Genomic DNA, 21,683 nt, shown 5'->3' with positions numbered 1-21,683 from the left:
TCCGACAACTGGAGGTACCATGTCCCTTTCGCGCCTCGGCGCCTTCGTTTTCGCTGCCTCCGCAGCCCTTTCGGCCCAGGTTCCCGCCCTGGACCCGGCCGGCCTCACCCAGGTCCTCAAATCCGGCACCTGGACCGTCGTCGAGTTCGGCGGGCCCACCTGCATCCCCTGCAAGAAGATGCAGCCCATCCTCGCCGAGCTCCAGCAGCACTATGGAAACCGCGCCCAGATCCGGAACTTCTACGTGACCGAGCACATCAAGGAAGCCCGGGCCTTCCAGATCATGGCCATGCCCACCCAGGTCATCTTCGATGCCTCGGGCCGGGAGGTGGCCAGGCACGTCGGCTTCTGGGAGAAGGGCGAATTCCAGGCTGCGCTCGCCAAGGCCGGCCTGAAATGACCGAGTGGCTCCAGAACCTCGCCGGGATGATGGCCCAGGCCTCTGCGGCCAAGCAGCTCGGGATCGTCTTCCTCGGCGGGTTGCTCACCTCCATGAATCCCTGCGTGCTCGTGGCGGCCCCCCTCGTGGTGGGCTTCACGGGAGGAACGAAGGAGGGGCGGCACCATCCCATGATCCTCTCAGGGGCCTTCGTGCTCGGCCTGGCGGCGGCCTTCACCGCCCTGGGCCTGGTCGCGGCCCTGACCGGCTCGCTCCTGGGCGACATCGGATGGGGATGGAAAGCCTTACTCGGCCTGATCCTCCTGGTCGTGGGCCTTCACCTGCTGGGCGCCTTCAGCCTGCCCACCCCCTCCCATGGCTTCCTGGTCCGCTTCCAGGGGGCCGGGCTTGTCGGAGCCTTCATCATGGGCGCCCTGACCGGGACCCTTTCCGCCCCCTGCGCCACGCCCGCCCTCGCCGCGGTGCTCACCATCGTCGCCCTCCAGAAGAGGATCCTGTGGGGGGGCGTCCTGCTCTTCGTGTACGCGGTGGGCCACGTGCTCCTGCTCTTCCTGGCCGGGGCATCCTCCGGCTGGGCCAGCACGTATGCCGAGAGCCATTTCTCCAAGGTAATGGGGCGATGGCTCCCGAGGGTCATGGGGCTCCTGCTGGTGGGCTGCGCCGTCTGGGTCCTGGTCCTGGCCTGGCAGGCGAAGGCCGCCGGCTGATGCTGGACGGCTGGCCCGCCGCCTGCGGACGAAAGCCGTTCAAGCGGTTCGACCTTCCCTGCACGCCCCTGGAGCTGACCCGGTTCGGGGTCGAAAAGGGCAGCACCCTCATCGACGAGGCCGTTGCGGCCAAGGTCAAGGCATAGGACCGGGGTCCTCGGGAAATACCCGGATTCGCCCGGCGGGGAGCGCAATCCGGGCCTCGGCTCCGGGCGCGAGGCCGCCCCGTTCGGCCAGATGGCGGGAGGTGGAGAACTCCAGGTGGCCGGCGGCGGGGGCCTGGACCTCCAGGACGGCCCGGACCAGGTCGCCATGGCGCAGCAGCGAGGCGATGCGGCCATTGACATAGGTATGGGCGGGGCGGTCCTCCGGGTAGCCGGGACGGCGGAACACCACGTCCCCGGGGGTGATGACCCACGTGACGGGCTGCCCCACGACAAACCCGGGTCCGGCCGCGGCCATCAGGTCGAGTCCGTTCCAGTCCAGGACCAGGCTGCCCTTTTCAAGGTTGACCGCCTTCACGACCGCCGGCAGGATGTTCCGGTTGCCCAGCAGGCGGGCCACCTCCACGGAGCGGGGCGCTCCCATGATCTGCTCCGGGGCGCCTGCCTGCAGGGTCCGCCCCTTGGAAAGCACCACCATGCGGGAGGCCAGCATCGCCGCCTCATCCAGGTCGTGGGTCACCAGGACCATGGGAATGGCGAGGCCCCGCAGGAGGGTGGCCAGTTCCAGGTAGAGCTTCTCGCGGGTGACGCGGTCCACCGCCGAGAAGGGCTCATCCATGAGGAGAACTTCCGGTTGCCGGGCCAGGGCCCGGGCCATGGCGACCCGCTGCTGCTGGCCCCCGGACATGCGGCTGGGCCTGCGGGCTTCCAGCCCCTGGAGATGGACCCGGTCCAGCCAGTGCCGCGCCTGGGCCTCGCGGTCGGCCCCGCCCGTGGCCTCCAGGACGTTCTCCAGGGCCGTGAGGTGGGGAAAGAGCGCGTAGTCCTGGAACACGAACCCCACGCGCCGGCGGCGGGTGGGCACCCAGATACCTTCGGCGCTGTCGAACCAGGTCTCCGCGCCCACCGAGACGCGGCCGCGGGCCGGCCGGACCAGGCCCGCCACGGCACGCAGCAGGGTCGACTTGCCCGCCCCGGACGGCCCGACCAGGGCGAGGATCTCACCCGGGGCGCAATGGAACTCCGCCGCCAGCGGGATGGGGCCGGCCTGCTCGGCCCGGACGTGCAGCCCCGGATCAGACATGGGTGTCCCGGCCGCGGGTGGTGGCGTACGAGAGGGCGATGGCGCCCATGGAGATCAGCAGGAGCGCCAGCGCCATCGCCCCCGCGCCGGCCGGGTCGAAGGCCTGCGTACGGTCGTAGATGGCGATCGCGACGGTCCGGGTCTCCCCGGGGATGTTGCCGCCGACCATGAGCACGACCCCGAATTCGCCCAGGGTGTGGGCGAAGGTCACCACCAGGGCGCTCAGGATCCCCGGCCAGGCCAGCGGCAGTTCGATGCGCCGGAACCTGCGCCAGGGCGAGAGGCCGCAGCAGTCGGCGGCCTCCAACACCGACCTTGGAATGGCCGCGAAGGCCCGCTGCATGGGCTGGATCGCGAAAGGCAGGTTGAAGAGCACCGAAGCCAGCAGGAGGCCCTCGAAGGAGAACGCCAGGGTCCTGCCGGCCAGCGAGGCGTAGAGCGAGCCCAGGGGGCTCCTGGCGCCGAAGGACACCAGCAGGTAGTAGCCCAGCACCGTCGGTGGCAGCACCAGGGGCAGGGCCACGGCCGCCTCCACGAGGCTCCTGCCGCGGAAGCGGGCCCGGGCGAGGAACCGCCCCAGGAGCACGCCCACGGGCAGCAGGAGGGCCACGGTCCAGGCCGCCAGTCGCAGAGAGAGCCCCAGGGCGGTCCAGTCCATGGTCAACCCCGCTCGCCGGGCAGCAGGAAGCCGTAGCGCCGCAGGATGGCGCGGGCCCCCGGTTGCTGGAGGTACGCATGGAAGGCGCGCGCGGTGGCCCCCGCCCCCCGGAGGAGCACCATGCGCTGTCGCAGGGGCTGGTGGAAGGATTCAGGGATGAGGTCGAACCGGCCCTTGCCGGCGAAGGCCGGGGAGCTGGCCAGGGAGTACGCGATGATGCTGCCCTGGGCGTTGCCGGACACGGCGAACTGGGCCGCCTGGACGACATTCTCGCCCAGGACGAGCCTGGGCCGGATGGCGGTCCAGAGCCCGGCCTTCTCCAGCGCCTCCTGGGCCCGTTTCCCGTAGGGGGCGTGCTGGGGATTGGCGATGGCGAAGGATTGAACCCGGGCCCCCTCCAGCGCGGCCCGCAGGTCCTGGAGGGTCCCGTCCGCCTTGAGGGGCGAGCCCGCCGGCACGAAGATCCCGATCCGCCCGGTCGCATAGAGCGTGCCCTCGTCGAGCGTCCGGCCGGACTGGGCCAGAAGCCGGACGAAGGCCTCGTCCGCGGAGAGGAAAAGCTGGAACGGGGCTCCCTGTTCGATCTGCCGGGCGGCATTGCCTGAGCTCCCGAAGGACAAGCGGACGGTCCGCCCGGTGTCGCGCCGGAACCGGTCCGCGATCTCCTCCAGGGCGAACTGGAGGTCCGCCGCCGCGGCGATGGTGGGGGGCTCCTCGGGCCTGGAGCGGTGACACCCGGCGAACAGCAGGGTCAACAGCAGCAGGGCGCCGTTGAAAGCCCGCCGGCACGTCCAGGATGGAACTTCGCGCATGGACCCAGGATAGGGTAGGGTGGCCGGAATCGGGTAACGGTAGAATCGAGGTATGGAAACCCCGGATCCGAAGGAAGCCGCCCAGGCGGGAAGGGTCATCCAGGGCCTTCGGTTCCTGGCGCCCGGGGAAGCCCTGGAGGCACTCCGGCGGGGGGCCCTCCTGGTGGACCTGCGCATGGATGAGCTGGTGGCCATGAAGGCCTTCGACGTCCCCGAGCAGATTCACATCTGCCATTCCGACCTGGCCGGCCACCTCGCCGGGATCCCCCGGGACCGCCTGCTGATCCTGGCGGATTCCTCGGGCGTCTACACCAAGGCCGCGGCGGCCACCCTGCGGGCGGCCGGGATCGAGCGCATCGCCTGCCTCAACGGGGGCATGCTCGCCTGGGATGATGCGGGGCTGCCCCTGGCCACCGATCCCGCGGCCCTCCTCTACGGGGCCTGCCCCTGTGTCTTGAAGCCGCGGAACTAGAACGCGTTTGTCATGTTTATGCGGTCGGGGCCTTTCCAATCCGTGCCGTCAGGACAAGGCTGTTCGGTTCAATTATGGGACTGGCCGCGAGCGGCCCCGAGGCACCGGGCAAGCCCAACGTTCTGTTCCTTCCTTCCGAGGGGTCGCCCGACCCACCCTGGACAGGCCGATCAGACCTTCAACCAGACCAAGATGCAGGCCATGGCAACCTGGCCGCCAAGCTGCGTGCCGTTTTCTCAAAGCGGGTTGTAAAACCAGTTGGCTGCTTGAGGCGGTGTGAGAGCCTCGGTCGACCTATTCCGCCGCGCTCAGGCGGAAGTTATTCCGTGCGCACATTATAAACGGACAGTTTTTACCACAATTCTGAAGGGGTGAATCTCTCCGGGGGCCCAGAACCATTTGGGTGCAAATGGCTACAATGGACTGAGGCATTCCGTGACCCTGATTCCCTCCAGTGAAACCCTGACCGTCGAGTTCAAGTCCGACCGGAAGGGTTTGCCCGACCACGAGCTGGTGGAGGCCCTGGTCGGCATGGCCAATGCCGAGGGTGGCGAGGTGTTCCTGGGGGTCGAGGACGACGGGTCGCCCACCGGCCTCCACGCCAATCACCTCGGGCTTGGTGGACTTCCAGGCATGGTGGCCAGCCTGACCCGGCCGCCACTGGCGGTCCAGACCGAGCTTATCGAGCAGGGGCCGGTGAAGGTCGCCAGGATCACCGTCTCGAAGGCCATGCGCATCGTCGCCACCGCTGGCGGGCTCGTCGTTCGCCGGCAACTCCGGTCGGACGGCAAGCCAGAGAATGCGCCTATGTACCCCGGCGACTACCTCACCCGCCAGGGCGACCTGGGGATCCTGGACTTCTCCGCCCTGCCGGTGGAGACCGCCTCCGCGGACGACCTTGATCCCCTCGAACGGGTGCGCCTGCGCAACATGATCGAGCTGTTCCGGGGGGACGCAGCCTTGCTCAACCTGGACGACCAGGCCCTGGACGAGGCCTTGAACCTGACGGTGGCCCAAGGAGGAAGGCAGGTCCCTACGGTGGCCGGCCTCCTGATCCTGGGCCGGGAGAGGGCCCTCAAGGCCCACCTGTCCACCCATGAGGCGGCCTTCCAGGTCCTCGATGGAACCGACGTTCGGGTGAACGCATTCATGCGCTGGCCCCTACTTAAGACCTTCCAATACCTGGACGAACAATTCGCCCTGCGCTATGAGGAGCAGGAATTGAATTCCGGCCTGTTCCGGGTGCCCGTGCCCAACTTCGACCGGCGCGGCTTCCGGGAAGCCCTGGTGAATGCCTTGATCCATCGTGATTTCACCCGCCTCGGTACCGTCCATTTCGTCTGGGAAAACGACGGCATCACCATCAGCAACCCGGGCGGGTTTCCTGCGGGTGTGAACCCGGACAACATCCTCACCGTCCGCCCCACCCCGCGCAACCCCTGCTTAGCTGATGCCATCAAGCGGATCGGTATTGCTGAGCGGACAGGCCGGGGGGTGGACCTGATCTTCGAGGGGCTGCTCCGCTTCGGGCGGCCGGCGCCGGACTACTCAGCCACTGGGGCCACAGCCGTCGTCGTGAAACTGTTCGGCGGAAAGGCGGATCTGGCTTTCCTGGAGAACGTCTTGACGGAGGAGAAGCGCCTGGGCGCGCTCCTGCCCCTGGAGGCGCTGATCGTCCTGGCCACCCTGAAACGGGACCGGAGGCGTGGAACGGCGGATTTGGCCAGGGCCATGCAGCGGGCAGAAGCGAGCGCCAGACCGGTTTTGGAGCGCCTGGTGGAGAACGGCCTGGTCGAGGCCCATGGCACCACCCACCGGATCTACACACTGAGCTCGCGGCTCTACAGGAATTCCGGGCAGAGCGCCGCCTACGTCCGTCAGTCGGGGATCGAGCCAATCCGGCATGAGGAGATGGTACTAAAGCTGGTGGAGACCCAGGGCATCCTTCGCCGTGCCGATGTGATGGAGCTATGTGGTCTCAGCCCGAACCAAGCCCGAAAGCTTTTGGCGCGCCTGGTTGAATCGGGCCGCCTGCAGAGGGATGGGAAAACCCGGGGCGCCACTTATCAGCTTGCCGGCCCTAGGTGATGGCGTAGGTACAAGGCGGATGCTCCCCAAGGGGTTCCGATTGATCCCGATTGATCCCAATTGATCCCAATTGATCCCGATTGATCCCAATTGATCCCGATTGATCCCCGTGGGCACTTGGCCGGCTCTGTTGGAATCCCTTATGTCCGAATGCTACTGGGCTCTCTGGAGGCTTGGGTAATTGATCCCCCTCTTTGATCCCGGGGCCATCTTGGATGAGTTTGATAAGTTGTTTGAAAGGTTCCACTTGCCTGACGGTCCACCCCAAGGGAGAGGAATCCCAATACTACCAGTCGGACCCGAGCGCAAACCTTGCATTAGGTGGACTGGGTTGGCTGCCCTTCTGCTTATCTGCGCCTTGCGTTTAGTATTTTCACAAATAACGACAACAAACACCCATTGCATGGTGGGTTGTGGGCAAGGGTTCAAGCCGCCCGCCAACCTAGCCCATTTAAGTTCCCTGGAAACCGCCGCATCGAACGGTTTTGGCGCACTATCCTGGAACAACGCCTTTGGATCCTACCGTTCCCGACCATTCGTCGTGACGGAAGTATTTCAGAATATTTCGGTACGTATCCTGATGATGGGAGTTTCTCCAACATGGTGTCGGTCAGGAAACGTCTCGGTATGGTTGCTCCAGGATGCAAACTCTGGTTTTCGACCTTGCCAATATTTGTACAACCCAATTACTCATTCAGGTTAGGCCATTACTAATGCGCTCGGGGTCTTCCCGGCTTAATTGGGCAGTGTCGACAGGTTCCTGATCAGGTTTCCAGAGCCGGACGGCAACCCGCGGCCGGACATCCTTCTTCCCCGCCCGGACCGGCCTTGGCCCGGTCCGCGCCCCACCGGGTGAACAGGTTCCGGGTGAAGGCCGCGAGCGCGTCCTCGTTGATGGCGTAATAGACCCACTTGCCCTTGCGCTGCTCCCGGACAAGGCCGGCGGCCCGGAGCTGGCCGAGATGGTACGCCAGCTTGGAATGCGCCAGCCCGCCCAGTTCGGCCGCGAGGTCGCAGGCGCACACCCACACGGGGGCGTCCGGGTGCTCGGGTGAGCAGCAGGGCCTGGAGCGGCCCGCGGCCAGCAGGTCCAGGACCTTGAGCCGGAGGGGGTCCCCCAGGGCAGCCGCGATGGTGACGAGTTCGTCCATGCCTAGAATCATAGGTCGGAACGGGGTCATTTCAACTTTTCTTGACATGTCAAAAAAAGTTGACATATTTGTCCGTGGAGACCTTCGCCATGACCCGACACGAGGAAATGCCCTTCCTGGACTTCCGCTGGGGTGTGGAACGGGAGACCCACCGCATGCTTCCCGATGGCCAGCTCAGCCCGGAGCCCCACCCCGCGGCCCTCCGGCCGGGCCCGTTCACCCGGGACTTCGCCGAAACCATGCTGGAGATCGTCACGGACCCGCTCCCGTCCATCGGCCGGGTGATGGGGGAGCTGGAAGGCCTGACCCGGGAGGCCCGGGCGGCGGTCCATCCAGAGCGCCTCTGGCCCTTCAGCATGCCACCGCGGCTCCCGGAGGACGCCGGCATCCCCGTGGCCGCCCTGGGCCGGCGGGCCGTCCTGTATCGCCAAGGGCTGGCCCTGCGCCACGGCAAGGCGCGGCAGATGATCAGCGGGGTGCATCTCAACACGTCCTTCGGTCCGGCCATGGAAGGCTGGCTCGCCGGGCACACCCCGCTGGGCGCAGGCGAGGACAGCTTCCAGCTCCGGCTGGCCCGGAACCTGTACGGGGACCTGGCCTGGTTCTCCATCCTCTTCGGGGCCTCCCCGGTGACGGCCGAGGGCGGACCCCTGGCCGTCTCCCACCGCAACGGACCGCGCGGCTACGCCCGGGCCGGGTTCCTGCCGTTCCTGGACCTCACGTCCACCAAGGCCTACCTCGACGGGATCCGCCGGGGCCTGGGGACCGTCTCCCCGGAATTCACGGCCCTGGGCCTGGTGCGGGACGGGCGGGTCCTGCAGCTCAACGGCAACGTCTTCCAGACGGAGAAGGAATTCTACGCGCCCATCCGCCTGCGCCAGGCGGCCCGGGCCGGGGAGTCGGGGCTCCAGGCCCTGTCCCGCCGGGGGGCCGGCTACCTGGAGCTGCGGTTCCTGGACGTGGATCCCTTCACGCCCACGGGCGTTTCGGAGGACGGCCTCCGGCTGATGCACCTCTTCATCCTGGACGGCCTGGCGCGGCCCACGGAGCCCCGGCCCACGGCCGTGCTGGGGGAGGACCTGGACCGGGCCGCCCGGGCTGCGCGCATGGATCCCCGCGCCCTGGACCCGGCCCTCGCGGGGGGCCTGGGAACCCGCCTGGATGAACTCGAACGCTGGGCCCTGGCGCTGGACGGCCTGGAGCCCGGGGGCCGCCACCTCCGGGCCCTGGACGGCTACCGGGCCCGGGTGGCCAGGCCCTCCCTTCTGCCCTCGGCCCGGCTCGCGGCGCTGTTCGAGGCCTCGGGGATGGACTGGACGGCCTTCGGCCTGCACATCGCGAATCAATTTCCGAAAGGAGTGAGCCATGCACTGGACTACGCCGGGGTATGAGGAACTGGAACTCTCCACCCAGCTCGTGATCAGGGAGGCCCAGGCGCGGGGCCACGCGGTGGAGGTGCTGGACGCGCCGTCCAATTTCATCCGCATCCGGGGCGCGGGGCGGGTGGAGTACCTCCGCCAGGCCACCCGCACCTCGGCGGACACCTACGTGAGTCCGCTGATCATGGAGAACAAGAAGGTCACCAAGCTCCTTCTCGCCGAGGCGGGGATCCGGGTTCCGGAAGGCGGGGACTACGCCAGCCTGGAGGCCGCCGGGGCCGACTTCCCGCGGTGGCGGTCCCGGGGCACGGTGGTGAAGCCCAACACCACCAACTTCGGGATCGGCGTCTCCATGCTGCCGGCGCCCGTGTCCGAAGCCGAATACCTGAAGGCGGTGGAGACGGCCCTGGCGGCCGACGGCACGATCCTCGTGGAGGAGCTGATCCCGGGGCGGGAATTCCGCTTCCTGGTGATCGGGGACGCGGTGCGGGCCATCCTGCACCGCGTGCCGGCGCGGGTCCTGGGCGACGGCCGGCATTCCGTCGCGGAACTGATCGCGGAAAAGAACGAGGACCCCCTGCGCGGCAAGGGCTACCGGAGTCCCCTGGAGAAGCTCCGCACGGGCCCCGAGGAGGCGGCGCACCTGCGCCTCGCCGGGCTCACGTTCGCGTCCGTGCCGGAAGCGGGACGCGAAGTCGAGCTCCGGCCCAATTCCAACATCAGCACCGGCGGCGACAGCCTGGACTTCACGGACCGGATCCATCCCGGCTACTCAGAACTGGCCGTGGCCGCGGCCGCGGCCGTGGGGGCCCGCATCTGCGGGGTGGACATGCTGATCGAGGACGTGGAGCGCGAACCTTCCGCCGCCACCTACGGCGTCATCGAGCTGAACTTCAACCCGGCCCTGCACATCCACGACTTCCCGTTCGAGGGCGAGAACCGCCGCGTGGAGCGGCACGTCCTGGACCTCCTGGAGCTGTGACCATGCTGACCCTCGAAGGCCTCACCAAGACCTACCGCGGCGCCCCCAGGCCTGCCCTGGACGCCGTGGACCTGGGCGTGGAGCCCGGCGCCTTCCTGGCCCTCCTGGGGCCCAACGGCGCGGGCAAATCGACGCTCATCAACATCCTCTCCGGGCGCTGCGAGCAGGACCGCGGCACCGTCCGGGTCGCGGGCAGGCTCCTGGCCGCCTCCGACCCCGCGCTGCGCACCCTCATCGGCATCGTGCCCCAGGAGATCCGCTTCGACTACGTCTTCACGGTCGAGGAGATCCTGCGCATGGAAATGGGCTTCTACGGCCTGCGGGCCGACCCGGCCCGGCTGGATTTCCTGCTGGAGCGCCTTTCCCTGGCATCCAAACGCAAGGAAAAGGTGCGGAGCCTCTCGGGGGGCATGCAGCGGCGCCTCATGATCGCCCGGGCCCTGGTGCACCGTCCGCGCCTCCTCCTCCTGGACGAGCCCACCGCCGGGGTGGACCTGAACCTCCGGCACGACCTGTACGGCTTCCTGCGCGAACTGAACGCGGAAGGCCTGACCATCCTGCTCACCACCCACTACCTGGAGGAGGCCGAGGAGCTCTGCGGCCGGATCGTGGTGCTGGACGAGGGCCGGATCGTGGCCGACGAGGCCCGGGAGGCCTTCCTGGGCATGGCCGGTGACTTCCTCACCCTCGACATGCGCACGGAGGCGGAGTCCCAGGTCCGGAGCCTGTTCGAAGGCCGGGGCATGGCGGCCGAGGCCGGCGCCGGCCTGCGGGTGGTGTTCCCCAGGTCCGCCCGGGAGCCGGTGCTGGCGGCCCTCGCGGAGGCCTCGCCGCTGGTGGACTCCTTCCAGATCCTGCGGCCCCGGCTGGAGGACGTCTTCATGAAGCTCACCCGGAAGGAGGCCGCCCTTGTTTAGCCCCTGGATCGCGTTCCGGACCCTCTTCCTGCGGGAGGTGATGCGCTACCTGAAGCTGGCCGTGCAGACCCTTTTCGCCCCGTTCCTTTCCAACCTGCTGTTCCTCAGCATCTTCGGCGGACTCATGGCCTCGCGGAGCAGCGGCCCCGGGGGCGGGCCCTACCTCCGGTTCCTGGTGCCGGGGCTCGTGCTCATGGGGACCTTCCTGTCGGCCTTCCAGAATCCCCTGTTCTCCCTGGTGGCCATGAAGTACCAGAACACCCTCCAGGACCTGAGCCAGTACCCGCTTTCCACCGCTTCGAAGTTCGCCTCCTTCGCCCTGGCCGGAGCCCTGCGGGGCTTCCTGGTGGGCGTCATGACCTTCGCCGCGGCGGGCCTGTTCGCGGGCTACCACCTGCAGCACGCGGCCCTCTTCTGGGCCTTCCTGGCCTCCACCGCCTTCGTGGCCGCCTCCGGCGGCATCGTGGCAGGCCTTTTCCTGGATTCCTTCGAGAAGACCAACTTCCTCGTTGCCCTCGTCCTGACGCCGGCCATGTTCCTGGCGGGCGTGTTCCAGGCCGCCGGCACCTCCCCCTGGCTGGACCTTATCGCCCGGTACAACCCGCTGGCCGCCCTGGTGGGGCAGGGCAGGGGGCTCTTCCTGGGGACCGGCGGGCCGGAGCCCGTCACCTTGCTGCTGGGCGCGGCCTTCTCCACGGCGTCCGTCGCTCTGGCCATCTGGGCCGTGGGGGCCCGCAAGGGAATGAAAATCGAATAAGGAGCTTGCCATGACCCACGCCGCCGCATGCTGTGAACTCCCGTCCCGGGCCGAAGCAACGGCCCTGCGCAGGCTGCCGTACTTCTTCTCCGACGCCGCGGCCATCTGGCGCCGGGACCCCGCGCTGCGGGGCGGCGCCCTGAAGGCCCTGGAGATCGTCCTCTACGCCTCCTTCTGGGCCATGCTGCTCCACCGCGTCGCCCACCCCCTGCACCGGCTGGGACTGCCCTTCGTGCCCCGGCTCCTGAGCCAGGCGGCGCGCTTCCTGACGGGCATCGAGATCCACCCCGGCGCCGTGATCGGGCGCGGGCTGTTCATCGACCACGGCATGGGCGTCGTCATCGGCGAGACGGCCATCGTCGGAGAGGATGTCCTGCTGTACCACGGCGTGACCCTGGGAGGTGTGGATGCCAGGCCCGGCCGCCGCCATCCCCGGCTGGGGAATGGGGTCATGGTGGGGGCGGGGGCGAAGGTGCTCGGCCCCGTGACCCTCGGTGACGGGGCCCGGATCGGGGCCCAGGCCGTGGTCCTCACCTCCGTGCCCCCGGGCAGGACGGCGGTGGGGGCGCCCGCGCGCATCGTTTGAACCGGCCCCCTGCGCGGTGACCCTCCGTCCATGCGAAGGGGAGGAAGGCCAGGCCCTTGTGGAAAACCCCCGGCCTCGACCTCCCCTCCTTGTCCGTTCCCGGCGCCTCTGCGAGACCTCAGCGCCCCAGCGTTTCAGCTTTTTCAAGGGAATCCGGCAATGGGGTCCACTGCCCATCCGTCCGGAATCCTCTCGGGAATGGATCAGACGCCGGGCCGCAGGGATCCCGCAGAGGCGCTGGGTCACAGCATCCCCGCACCTCGACCCGGCAGACTCGTCGAAGGCGTCACCCCTCTCAAGGAGCGATCCAGGCGGAGGGGCCGCGCCCCGGCAACCCAATGGGTCGGGCCGTGGCAGGGTGGGCCGCGCCTGAGGGCTTCCTCCTTCAGGCGCCTCCCTCCCGGTCTGCCGGAGGACCCGGAGGTCCATGGTCGCTTGGCAGAGCGACCGTCTGTTTTTCGAGCCGCATTTCGCATTCCCGAAGGAAATTATTCAGGGCCAGGCTAGGTCTGCTCGCCGAATTTTCGCCGGGGCCTGGGGCCCTTTGCCCAAAAAGCGTAATAAACAGGGGGTTTCTTTCGGATTCCACGAGAGTCGCCCCGGTATTTTCGTTTTACTTCCGGCTTGTTCCATAACAAACCATTTCTAAACTTGGGAGTGGAATTAAACGGAACAAATTGGGTTGAAGTGGCAATTTGTGGCATTCCATCCCTCTCCCCTGCAATCTTTGAATGTTGTTGAAAGGCGACACCGGTGCTGCGACTTCGCGGAAATGCACCGGCCACCGTGGACGAAAAGGGCCGTCTCAAGCTGCCCACCACCTTCAAGGCCGACCTGGACGTCTTCGCCAAGAGCGAAGGCGAGCCCGGCCTGCGCGCGTACCTCACCTCCCTGGACGGCAAGGGGGCCCGGCTCTACCCCCTGCCCGTGTGGGAGGCCATCGAAGCCAGGCTGGCGTCGGTGCCCGGCACCAACCCCGCCAAGCGGCGGTTCCTGGAAGTGACGGCGTACTACGGCTCCGAAGTGGAGCCCGACGCCCAGGGGCGCTTCGTCATCCCGCCCACCCTCCGCGAGGCCGCGAGCCTCGTGGGCGAAGTGGCCATCCTCGGCCAGATGGACCACCTGGCCATCTGGAACAAGGAGGCCTTTGCCGGCCGGCTCGTGGCCGACCCCCTCACCACCGAGGACCTCGCGGCCCTCGCGGACCTGGGGATCTGACCATGGAACCCGTCGTCCACGTCCCCGTCCTGCTTGCCGAAGTGCTGGAGAACCTCCCGGTCCCGGCCGGCGGCCGCGTGCTCGACCTCACCCTGGGCCTGGGCGGCCACGCCGAGGCCATCCTGGCCAGGTGCGACGCCGACACCCGCTACCTGGGCGTGGACCGCGACCCCGAGGCCCGGGAGCGGGCCAGGGCCCGCCTGGGTTCCGACGCCCGGCTCACCATCCTCGCCGACACCCACGAGGACGTGTGGGACCACCCGTCCTTCCAGGCCTGGCAGCACCTCCAGGCCCCCGGCGGCCTCGACGCCGTCCTCCTGGACCTGGGCGTGTCCACCCTCCAGCTGCGGGACCCCCGGCGGGGCTTCAGCTTCATGGAGGAAGGCCCCCTGGACATGCGCATGGACCCGGAATCCGGGGAGACCGCCCTCCAGTGGCTCGCCGAGCAGACGGACGAGTCCCTGGCCGACGCGCTCTACACCTACGGCGAGGAGCGGGCCTCGCGGCCCATCGCCCGGAACATCCTCCGGGCCTTCCACGACGGCCGGCTCCACTCGACCTTCGACCTGGCCCAGGCCATCTACAAGGTCCTGCCCCGGGACGTGGCCCGCAAGAAGAAGCAGATCGACCCCGCCACCCGCACCTTCCAGGCCATCCGCATCGCCGTCAACGGCGAGCTGGGGCGCCTGGCGGCGACGCTCGAGAAGGCCGTGTCCTTCCTGAAGCCCGGGGGCCGCATCGGCGTCATCTCCTTCCACAGCCTCGAGGACCGCATCGCCAAGCAGACCCTGCGGCGCCTCGCGGGCGTCTACGACGGCCCGGGGCGCACCTCCCCCGTCGTCCTCCCCAGGCTCATCAAGCTGGTGCACGCCGGCGGCCTCAAGCCCACCGAGGCCGAATGCGCCGCCAACCCACCTTCCCGCTCCGCGCGCCTGCGGATCGGGGAACGGCTCTCCGATTCCGAATCCACGAGGAACCCGCGATGAACGGAAAACGGTTCGACCCGCGCCAGACCCTTTCCCATGCCCCCCGCCAGGTGGAGGGCGAGGGCGTGCTCCGCATGCTCCTCCTGGTGTTCGCCCTGGCCATGCCCCTGGCGTCCATGGCCTACCTCAAGATCCAGCACACCCGCATGAGCTACGAGATGAGCGAGATCCGGGAGAAGATCCACAGGGAGGAGGAGGCCCGGCGGACCCTGCTCCTGGAGCGGAGCCGCTTCCAGCGGGACGAGGAGGTCCAGGCCTTCGCCGCCAAGACCGGCCTCGTGCCCCACAAACAGAGCCACCTGATCCCCACGGTCTTCACCAAGGAGGACCAGAGGCTGGCCAAGCTGCTGCCACCGGGGCAGGTTGGACTCTAGTAAGATTGGAATTCGCCCATCCGGGGCGTGAAAGTGGTTCTCATTGGCGATCGGCGGCATCCTCAGCGGCTCTCCCTCGCCCCGGCGCCTCCTGGGGAGGCCCGAGGCCTCGGATCTCGTGGCCGCCAGGCTGCCCTGGATCCTGGGGGGGTCCCTCCTGTGGATCGTGATGATCACCCTGCGCCTCATCTGGCTGCAGGCCGTCCAGCACACCTACTACCGGCTCCGGGCCGAGCGCCAGCACACCACGGTGGTGCCCATCGCGCCCATCCGGGGCGAACTGCGGGACCGCCGGGGCGGGTCCCTGGCCATCTCCCTGAAGGTGGAGAGCCTTTTCGCCAACCCGCCATCGTTCTACCCCGACTTCCGGGCCGGGAAGGGGGACACCGAGCGGAACTGGGGGGAACCTGACCGGCAGAGCGCCCAGAAGGCCGCCGCCCAGCTGGCGCCCATCCTGGAGATGTCCCGCGCCGCCGTCCTGGAGCGGCTCCTGCGCAAGAAGCCCTTCGTGTGGATCGAGCGCCAGCTTCCCGCGGGCAAGGTCGCGGCCATCAAGGCCCTGAAGATCGACGGCGTGGATTTCCTCCCCGAGAGCAAGCGCCACTACCCCCGGGGGAGCCTGGCGTGCCAGATCGTCGGGTTCATCAACATCGACGGCGTGGGCCAGCTGGGCATCGAGCGCACCTTCGACGAGCAGCTCGCGGGCAAGCCCGGCGAGCTCATCGCGCCCAGGGACGCCAAGGGCCGGCTCCTCATCATGCAGGAGAACTACGCCAAGATCCCCGTGAACGGGTCCACCCTCCAGCTCACCATCGACTCCACCATCCAGCACATCGTGGAGGAGGCCCTGGAGGAGGGCGTCAGGCGCAGCCACCCCGCCACCGCCTACGCCGTGGTGGTGGACCCCCAGACCGGCGAGATCCTGGCCATGGCCGGCACGCCCACCTTCGATCCCAACCACATCATGCCCAAGAGGTTCCTGAACCGCTCCGAATCGGAGTGGAGCGCGGCGGAGAAGGAGGAGTACCGGCGCGAGATGGACCGCCAGAAGGCCGCGCGCAAGGTGCACCCGGTGGAGGACAGCTACGAGCCCGGCTCCACCATGAAGATCTTCACCGCGGCCATGGCCCTGGAGGAGCACAAGGTGCACCTGGGCGAGATGATCGCCTGCGAGGCGGGGAAGTGGAAGTACGCCGACAAGGTCGTCACCGACACCCACAGCCACGGCACCATCCCCTTCGAGGCGGTGCTCTGGCAGAGCTCCAACATCGGCGCGGCCAAGATCGGCCTGCGCCTGGACCCCACCGTCCACTTCCAGTACCTCCGCAAGTTCGGCTTCGGCGAGACCACCGGCCTCAACTTCCCGGGGGAGACCGCCGGGCGCCTCCAGGCCCCTGACCGCTGGAGCCGCACCACCCAGCTCACCATGAGCTACGGCTACGGCCTGTCGGCCTCGCCCCTCCAGGTGCTCATGGCGGGGTGCGTGCTGGCCAACGGCGGCAAGCTCATGCAGCCGTTCCTCATCCAGAAGATCTTCAACGACCAGGGCAACCTCCTCCAGGAGTTCAAGCCCAAGGTCAAGGAGCAGGTGCTCAGCGAGGAGACCTCGGCGATGATGCGCGAGGCCCTCAAGGGCGTCATCACCAGCGGCACCGGCAAGCTGGCCCGGCTCGACGGGAACGTCGAGGCCTTCGGCAAGACCGGCACCTCCCGCAAGCTCGTCAACGGGCAGTACGACATGCGCCGCCACTACGCGTCCTTCCTGGGGTTCTTCCCGGCCGACAAGCCCCAGTACGGCATGCTCTTCATGCTGGACGACCCCGCCGGGGACACCACCGGCGGCGACGTGGCCGCGCCGCTCTTCAAGAAGATCGGCGACGCCGTGATGCGCTACCGCCTCTCCCTGCCCGACTCGGGGCAGGAGGCCGACCTCAAGCTGGGCCTGCGGGACTGGCCCGTGAGCGAGAACGACGAGGCGGTGGTCCACGTGGAGATCGGCAAGGTGCCCGACCTCAAGGGCCTCACCCTCAAGTCCGCCATCCACCGGGTGGTCATGGCCGGGGGCGTTCCGAAACTGGAAGGCCTGGGCGACAGCGGCGGCAGGGCCTTCCGCGTGGAGGGCCAGGATCCCGCCCCGGGGACGGCCCTGGAACCCGGCGGCGCAGTGAAGATCAAGCCGAGGAGCCCATGAAGTTCAGCGATTGGATGCGGGACCAGGACGTATTCGCAAGCGGTGCGCTCGACGCCGAGGTGGCCCACGTCACCTGCGACAGCCGCGAGGCCGCCCCGGGGTGGGCCTTCGTCGCCCTGAAGGGCGGCGTGCGGGACGGCGCGGACTTCGTGCCCGCGGCCCTCGCCCAGGGCGCCTGCGCCATCCTCGCGGACCGTGACCTGGACGTTCCCGTGCCCTTCGCGCGCCTCGGGCAGGGCCGGCGCACCATGGCCCACCTGGCCCGGCGCCTCTACGGCCGGCCCGACCTGGCCCTGGCCCTCATCGGCGTCACCGGCACCAACGGCAAGACCACCACCACCACCCTCATCCGCCAGCTGCTCCTGGGCTCGGGCCTGGGCTGCGGCCTGGTGGGAACGGTGCTCAACGCCGCCGGCGCCCTGGAGGAGGAGGCCACCCGCACCACGCCCGAGAGCCCCGCCTTCTACCGGTGGCTGCGGCGCTCCGTGGAGGCCGGGGACGCCGCGTCGGCGGTGGAGGTCTCCAGCCACAGCCTCATGCTGGACCGGGTGGAGGGCGCGCGGTTCAAGGTGGGCCTGTTCACCAACCTCACCCAGGACCACCTGGACTTCCACGGGGACATGGAGACCTACTTCGAGGCCAAGGCCCGGCTCTTCGCGCAGTGCGGCGCCGGCCTGGCCAACGCCGACGACCCCTACGGAAGGCGGCTCCTGGAGCGGCCCGGGGTCCTGGGCTACGCCATCGAGGGTCCCGGCAGCTACCGCGCCGAGGACCTCGTCCTCACCCCAACGGGCACCTCGTTCCGGCTCGCCACCCCCCGGGGCGCCTTCGACGTGCGCAGCCCGCTCCTGGGGCGGTTCAACGCCTACAACCTGCTGGCGGCCCTGGCGGCGCTGGCGGAGGCGGGCTTCGCCCCCGGGGCCCTGCTGCCCGCGGTGGCCGGCCTCACCGGCGCCCCCGGGCGCCTGGACCGGGTGGACTGCGGCCAGCCCTTCGGGGTCATGGTGGACTACGCCCACACGCCCGACGCGCTGGAAAAGCTCCTCACGGAAGGCCGCCGGCTCCTGCCCGAAGGCGGCCGCCTCCACGTGCTCTTCGGCTGCGGCGGGGACCGGGACCGCACCAAGCGCCCCCTTATGGCCGCGGCCGTGGCGGGGGTCGCCGACGTCCTGTGGCACACCTCCGACAACACCCGCGGGGAGGACCCCGAGCGGATCCTGGACGACGCGGCCCTGGGCATCCCCGAGGCGCTTCGCGCCAACCCCGAACGCTACCACCGCGTGGCGGACCGGGCCCTGGCGGTCACCCAGGCCCTCGCGGCCTGCCGCCCCGGGGACCTGCTGCTCCTGGCCGGCAAGGGCCACGAGCCCTACCAGGACATCCGCGGCACCAAGCACCCCTACAGCGACCGCGGCGCCGTCGAGACCGTCCTCCGCGGCGGGACGGTGCCCCGCCCCTGGGCGGTGACGGCATGAGCGGCCTCTGGAACCTCTCCGAAGTGAGCGCCCGCGTGGGCGGCACCCTCCTGGGCGACGGGGAGGCCACGCCCGTGGCCCTCTCCATGGACACCCGCACCCTCGCGCCCGGCAGCTGCTTCGTGGCCATCCGGGGCCAGCGGGACGGCCACGATTTCGCCCAGCAGGCCGTGGAAGCGGGGGCGGGCTCGGTCATGGCCGACCACGAGCTGGCTGTCGACGTGCCCCAGCTCCTGGTAACCGACACCCTGGCCGCCCTGCAGCGGTGGGGCCAGGCGCGCCTCGAGGCCTTCCGCCCCCCGCACGTGTTCGGCATCACCGGCTCCGTGGGCAAGACCGGCACCAAGGAGCTCCTGGCCGCGGCCACCGGCGCCTGGAAGACCCCCGGCAACCGCAACAACACCCTGGGCCTGCCCGAGGCCCTGGCCACCCTGCCCGAGGACACCTCCGCCGTGGTCCTGGAGATGGGCATGAGCACGCCCGGCGAGATCCGCCGCCTCACCGAGATCGCGCCCCCCGACCTGGGGCTGGTCACCAACATCGGCCAGGTGCACATGGAGAACTTCGTGGACGGCCAGGAGGGCATCGCCCGCGCCAAGGGCGAGCTGGTGGCGGGGCTCAGGCCCGGCGGCCAGTGGGTGCACCTGGCCGGCGACAGCTGGTGCCGCTGGGTGGCCATGCAGCCCTGGGCCCGCGCCAAGGCCGTGCCCGTGGGCCGCGGCAGCGCCTTCGGGTGGCAGGACGAGGCGTCGCTGGGCCTCCAGGGGGAACGGTTCGTGCTGCGCTTCCCCGGGGGGACCGTGCCGGTGCGCCTGCGCCTGCGGGGCTCCCATCACGTGCGCAACGCAGCTCTGGCCGGGTCCCTGGCCATCCTGGCAGGGTACGCTCCCGAGGCCGTGGCCTCGGCCATGGGCGAGGTGGACGCGGGTCCCGGCCGGGGCCGGCTCCACGCCCTGAAGGGCGGCGGCTGGCTTCTCGACGAGAGCTACAACGCCATCCAGGAATCCGTCCTTGCCTGCGGCGAGGCCCTACTGACCCTGGACGGGGGGGACGCCGTCGCGGTGCTGGGCTGCATGCGCGAGCTGGGGCAGGGGGCCGCGGCCGTGCACCGGGACACCGGCGAGGGCCTGCGGGCCCTGGGCTTCAGCCGGGTGCTCGTCTACGGCGACCACGCCGCGGCCCTGGCCGCGGGCTTCGGGCCCGGCGCGCGGGCCTTCCCCGACTTCGAAACCCTGCGCGACGACGCCGGAGGCCTCGCCTCCATCCCGGCAGGCGCGCGCATCCTCGTCAAAGGCAGCCGGTTCTGGCGTTCGGAACGGGCCGTCGACTGGCTTCTCGAAACCTTCTCTCCCGGAAAACCATGATCCACTGGCTCCTCTTCCCCTTCCGCGACGCCGTCCCCGGCTTCTCCGTCTTCCGCTACATCACGTTCCGGGCCGCCATGGCCGCGGGCACGGCCATGCTCCTCTCCATCCTCGTCGGCCCCTGGGTGATCCGCACCCTGACCCGCCTGAAGATGGGCCAGCACATTCTCGAGGACAGCCCGGACACGCACCAGGCCAAGGCCGGCACGCCCACCATGGGCGGCCTGCTCATCGTGGGCGCCATCCTGGTGTCGACGCTCCTGTGGTGCGAATTGCGCAGCGGGGTCATCTGGGTGGCCCTGGTGTCCCTGGTCGGCTTCTGCGCGGTGGGCGCCATCGACGACACGAAGAAGCTCCTGCGCAAGCAGAACCTGGGCCTGCGCAGCTGGCAGAAGATGCTGCTGCTGGTGGCCATCACCCTCGTGGTGTCCTGGCTCATCCTTCACTTCAACCTCCGGGGCACCAACACCAGCCAGCTCTCCGTGCCGTTCTTCAAGAAGTTCCGGCCCGACGTGGGCATGTTCCTGGTGCCCTGGATCTGCCTGGTGGTGGTGGGCACGAGCAATGCGGTGAACCTCACGGACGGCCTGGACGGGCTGGCCATCGGCGGCACCCTCATCGTCGCCGCGACCTTCGCGATCCTCGCCTACGTGGCCGGAAACGCGAAGATGGCCCAGTACCTCATCGTCCCCTTCGTCCCCGGCGGCGGCGAGCTGGCGGTGTTCCTGGGGGCCATGAGCGGCGCCTCCCTGGGCTTCCTGTGGTTCAACGCGCACCCGGCCGAGGTCTTCATGGGCGACACCGGCTCCCTGGCCCTGGGCGGGGCGCTGGGCACCGTGGCGATCATGATCAAGCAGGAGCTGCTCCTGGTCATCGCCGGCGGCCTGTTCGTGCTGGAGGCCTTCAGCGTGATCCTCCAGGTGGGCAGCTTCAAGTTGCGCGGCGGCAAGCGCATCTTCCGCATGGCCCCCTTCCACCACCACATGGAGCTGGGCGGGCTGAAGGAGACCAAGGTGGTGATCCGGCTCTGGATCACGGCCATCGTCTGCTGCATGCTGGCGCTGAGCTCGCTGAAGCTGCGGTAGCCCGGGGAAAAGCGGCACGATAGGGGATCGTTTTCGTTTGTCAATGTTGACAATCGAAACTGAATGCGTAACTTTTCGACCGTCACCCTTCCGTCTGCCCTGCGGGGTTTTCCTCGGATGCAGGTGGGTCTCCAAGCCACCCGTCTCTTGGGTCGTCCGTTTTGGACGGCGGGGGGTTCCCGTGCCTCAGCTTCCCCGGAGAATCCCATGCACAAAGGAATCGCAACCACGATCGCGCTGCTCCTCGCCGCCGCCCTGCACGGGGAGGATTACGCCGGCCTCATGGAGGCGACGAGGTCGGCCTGGCCCGACAGGAACCACCTGGGCGTGATCTGCGACTACCGCTTCAGCGCCGGGGAGGTGGCGGTGCTGGCCGCCTCCGCGGGGGCCGACCGGACGATCACGGTGGTGGACGTCCGTAATCCGGGCGAGGCGCTGGCCACCGCGAGGAACGTGCGGGACCTGAAGGTGGACTGCCTGGTGCTGCTCCTGCACGACCCCCTGGTGCGCGACGGCGGCGTGACGGGCACGCAGGTGGTGCGCAGGGTCGCGTTCGAGGGCGTTCCCAGCCTGGGCACCACCCGCGCGGCCCTGGTGCAGGGCGCCGCCTTCGCCATGGGCGAAGGCACCGGCGGGCAGCTGCTGGTCACGGATACCCTCATCGGGACCGTGGGCGTCAGCCTGCCGAACGGAGTCGTCTGGGGGCGCAGGACCAGCGGCCTGCGGTTCCCCGGGACGGCCGAGGTGCGGGTGCTGGCGGCCAGGCGGTGATCCCGACAGGGAGAGTGGAAAGCCTCTCCTTGATCTCTTCCCGGCGAACCTCGGCCCCTCGG

The 21,683-nt window shown here is 69.2% G+C and carries 22 protein-coding genes; 18 read left to right on the top strand and 4 right to left on the bottom strand.

Going from position 1 to position 21,683, the window contains the following annotated elements:
- Nucleotides 1-19 precede the first annotated feature (19 nt).
- The 3 genes from RAH40_RS06245 to RAH40_RS06235 are packed head-to-tail and all read left to right on the top strand — an operon-like array spanning nucleotide 20 to nucleotide 1,253.
- Complete coding sequence (locus RAH40_RS06245) at nucleotides 20-400, top strand: thioredoxin family protein (protein ID WP_306601227.1); 381 nt, start codon at nucleotides 20-22, stop codon at nucleotides 398-400.
- Entirely contained in the window at nucleotides 397-1,107 is a 711-nt protein-coding gene (locus RAH40_RS06240) for a cytochrome c biogenesis CcdA family protein (protein WP_306601226.1), read from the top strand. The genes RAH40_RS06245 and RAH40_RS06240 overlap by 4 nt, the downstream gene beginning before the upstream one ends.
- A complete protein-coding gene (locus RAH40_RS06235; protein WP_306601225.1) occupies nucleotides 1,107-1,253 on the top strand; it encodes a hypothetical protein in 147 nt (48 codons plus the stop codon). Before RAH40_RS06240 ends, RAH40_RS06235 begins: the two co-directional genes overlap by 1 nt.
- Here the strand turns inward: RAH40_RS06235 and RAH40_RS06230 are convergent.
- From RAH40_RS06230 to modA, 3 genes are read right to left on the bottom strand one after another with little or no spacing between them, the layout of a single operon-like run.
- The gene (locus RAH40_RS06230) at nucleotides 1,243-2,355 is read right to left on the bottom strand and encodes an ABC transporter ATP-binding protein (protein WP_306601224.1); all 1,113 of its coding nucleotides are present in this window, start codon (nucleotides 2,353-2,355) and stop codon (nucleotides 1,243-1,245) included. The genes RAH40_RS06235 and RAH40_RS06230 overlap by 11 nt on opposite strands.
- Nucleotides 2,348-3,013 (bottom strand): molybdate ABC transporter permease subunit, encoded by a 666-nt coding sequence (modB, locus tag RAH40_RS06225; protein WP_306601223.1) that lies wholly within the window; start codon nucleotides 3,011-3,013, stop codon nucleotides 2,348-2,350. The genes RAH40_RS06230 and modB overlap by 8 nt, the downstream gene beginning before the upstream one ends.
- A gap of 2 nt (nucleotides 3,014-3,015) precedes the next feature.
- Complete coding sequence (gene modA / locus RAH40_RS06220) at nucleotides 3,016-3,825, bottom strand: molybdate ABC transporter substrate-binding protein (RefSeq protein ID WP_306601222.1); 810 nt, start codon at nucleotides 3,823-3,825, stop codon at nucleotides 3,016-3,018.
- Between the two features lie 52 nt (nucleotides 3,826-3,877).
- On the opposite strand from modA, the gene RAH40_RS06215 reads away from it, so the two are divergent.
- Complete coding sequence (locus RAH40_RS06215) at nucleotides 3,878-4,297, top strand: rhodanese-like domain-containing protein (RefSeq protein ID WP_306601220.1); 420 nt, start codon at nucleotides 3,878-3,880, stop codon at nucleotides 4,295-4,297.
- 435 nt (nucleotides 4,298-4,732) lie between these two features.
- A complete protein-coding gene (locus RAH40_RS06210; protein ID WP_306601219.1) occupies nucleotides 4,733-6,385 on the top strand; it encodes an ATP-binding protein in 1,653 nt (550 codons plus the stop codon).
- Between the two features lie 764 nt (nucleotides 6,386-7,149).
- Here RAH40_RS06210 and RAH40_RS06205 read toward each other — a convergent pair.
- Nucleotides 7,150-7,536, bottom strand: coding sequence for a helix-turn-helix transcriptional regulator (locus RAH40_RS06205; RefSeq protein ID WP_306601218.1), 387 nt, complete (start codon nucleotides 7,534-7,536; stop codon nucleotides 7,150-7,152).
- 89 nt (nucleotides 7,537-7,625) lie between these two features.
- On the opposite strand from RAH40_RS06205, the gene RAH40_RS06200 reads away from it, so the two are divergent.
- The 13 genes from RAH40_RS06200 to RAH40_RS06140 all read left to right on the top strand — a co-directional run bounded on the left by RAH40_RS06200 (nucleotide 7,626) and on the right by RAH40_RS06140 (nucleotide 21,621).
- Nucleotides 7,626-8,927, top strand: coding sequence for a hypothetical protein (locus tag RAH40_RS06200; RefSeq protein WP_306601217.1), 1,302 nt, complete (start codon nucleotides 7,626-7,628; stop codon nucleotides 8,925-8,927).
- Nucleotides 8,902-9,897 (top strand): bifunctional glutamate--cysteine ligase GshA/glutathione synthetase GshB, encoded by a 996-nt coding sequence (gene gshAB, locus RAH40_RS06195; protein WP_306601216.1) that lies wholly within the window; start codon nucleotides 8,902-8,904, stop codon nucleotides 9,895-9,897. The genes RAH40_RS06200 and gshAB overlap by 26 nt, the downstream gene beginning before the upstream one ends.
- A 2-nt stretch (nucleotides 9,898-9,899) precedes the next feature.
- Nucleotides 9,900-10,814 (top strand): ABC transporter ATP-binding protein, encoded by a 915-nt coding sequence (locus RAH40_RS06190; protein ID WP_306601215.1) that lies wholly within the window; start codon nucleotides 9,900-9,902, stop codon nucleotides 10,812-10,814.
- On the top strand, nucleotides 10,807-11,571 hold the full coding sequence (locus RAH40_RS06185) for an ABC transporter permease (protein WP_306601214.1): 765 nt from the start codon (nucleotides 10,807-10,809) through the stop codon (nucleotides 11,569-11,571). The genes RAH40_RS06190 and RAH40_RS06185 overlap by 8 nt, the downstream gene beginning before the upstream one ends.
- Nucleotides 11,572-11,581: 10 nt before the next feature.
- A complete protein-coding gene (gene epsC, locus RAH40_RS06180) occupies nucleotides 11,582-12,157 on the top strand; it encodes a serine O-acetyltransferase EpsC (protein WP_306601213.1) in 576 nt (191 codons plus the stop codon).
- Nucleotides 12,158-12,910: 753 nt separating this feature from the next.
- The gene (locus RAH40_RS06175; RefSeq protein ID WP_306601212.1) at nucleotides 12,911-13,375 is read left to right on the top strand and encodes a division/cell wall cluster transcriptional repressor MraZ; all 465 of its coding nucleotides are present in this window, start codon (nucleotides 12,911-12,913) and stop codon (nucleotides 13,373-13,375) included.
- Between the two features lie 2 nt (nucleotides 13,376-13,377).
- Nucleotides 13,378-14,361 carry a 16S rRNA (cytosine(1402)-N(4))-methyltransferase RsmH gene (rsmH, locus tag RAH40_RS06170; RefSeq protein ID WP_306601211.1) on the top strand — a complete coding sequence of 328 codons (984 nt, stop codon included), beginning with the start codon at nucleotides 13,378-13,380 and terminating at the stop codon, nucleotides 14,359-14,361.
- Nucleotides 14,358-14,735, top strand: coding sequence for a hypothetical protein (locus RAH40_RS06165; protein WP_306601210.1), 378 nt, complete (start codon nucleotides 14,358-14,360; stop codon nucleotides 14,733-14,735). The genes rsmH and RAH40_RS06165 overlap by 4 nt, the downstream gene beginning before the upstream one ends.
- A gap of 43 nt (nucleotides 14,736-14,778) precedes the next feature.
- On the top strand, nucleotides 14,779-16,926 hold the full coding sequence (locus RAH40_RS06160) for a penicillin-binding transpeptidase domain-containing protein (RefSeq protein ID WP_306601209.1): 2,148 nt from the start codon (nucleotides 14,779-14,781) through the stop codon (nucleotides 16,924-16,926).
- Nucleotides 16,923-18,401, top strand: a complete 1,479-nt coding sequence (locus RAH40_RS06155; RefSeq protein WP_306601208.1) for a UDP-N-acetylmuramoyl-L-alanyl-D-glutamate--2,6-diaminopimelate ligase — start codon at nucleotides 16,923-16,925, stop codon at nucleotides 18,399-18,401. Before RAH40_RS06160 ends, RAH40_RS06155 begins: the two co-directional genes overlap by 4 nt.
- On the top strand, nucleotides 18,398-19,765 hold the full coding sequence (gene murF / locus RAH40_RS06150; RefSeq protein ID WP_306601207.1) for a UDP-N-acetylmuramoyl-tripeptide--D-alanyl-D-alanine ligase: 1,368 nt from the start codon (nucleotides 18,398-18,400) through the stop codon (nucleotides 19,763-19,765). Before RAH40_RS06155 ends, murF begins: the two co-directional genes overlap by 4 nt.
- Entirely contained in the window at nucleotides 19,762-20,850 is a 1,089-nt protein-coding gene (gene mraY, locus RAH40_RS06145) for a phospho-N-acetylmuramoyl-pentapeptide-transferase (RefSeq protein WP_306601206.1), read from the top strand. Before murF ends, mraY begins: the two co-directional genes overlap by 4 nt.
- A 207-nt stretch (nucleotides 20,851-21,057) precedes the next feature.
- Complete coding sequence (locus RAH40_RS06140; protein WP_306601205.1) at nucleotides 21,058-21,621, top strand: hypothetical protein; 564 nt, start codon at nucleotides 21,058-21,060, stop codon at nucleotides 21,619-21,621.
- Nucleotides 21,622-21,683 lie beyond the last annotated feature (62 nt).

Origin of the sequence: Geothrix sp. 21YS21S-2 (genome assembly GCF_030846775.1) — a bacterium.
GTDB lineage: Bacteria > Acidobacteriota > Holophagae > Holophagales > Holophagaceae > Mesoterricola.
This window is presented reverse-complemented; position numbering and strand designations above follow the sequence as displayed.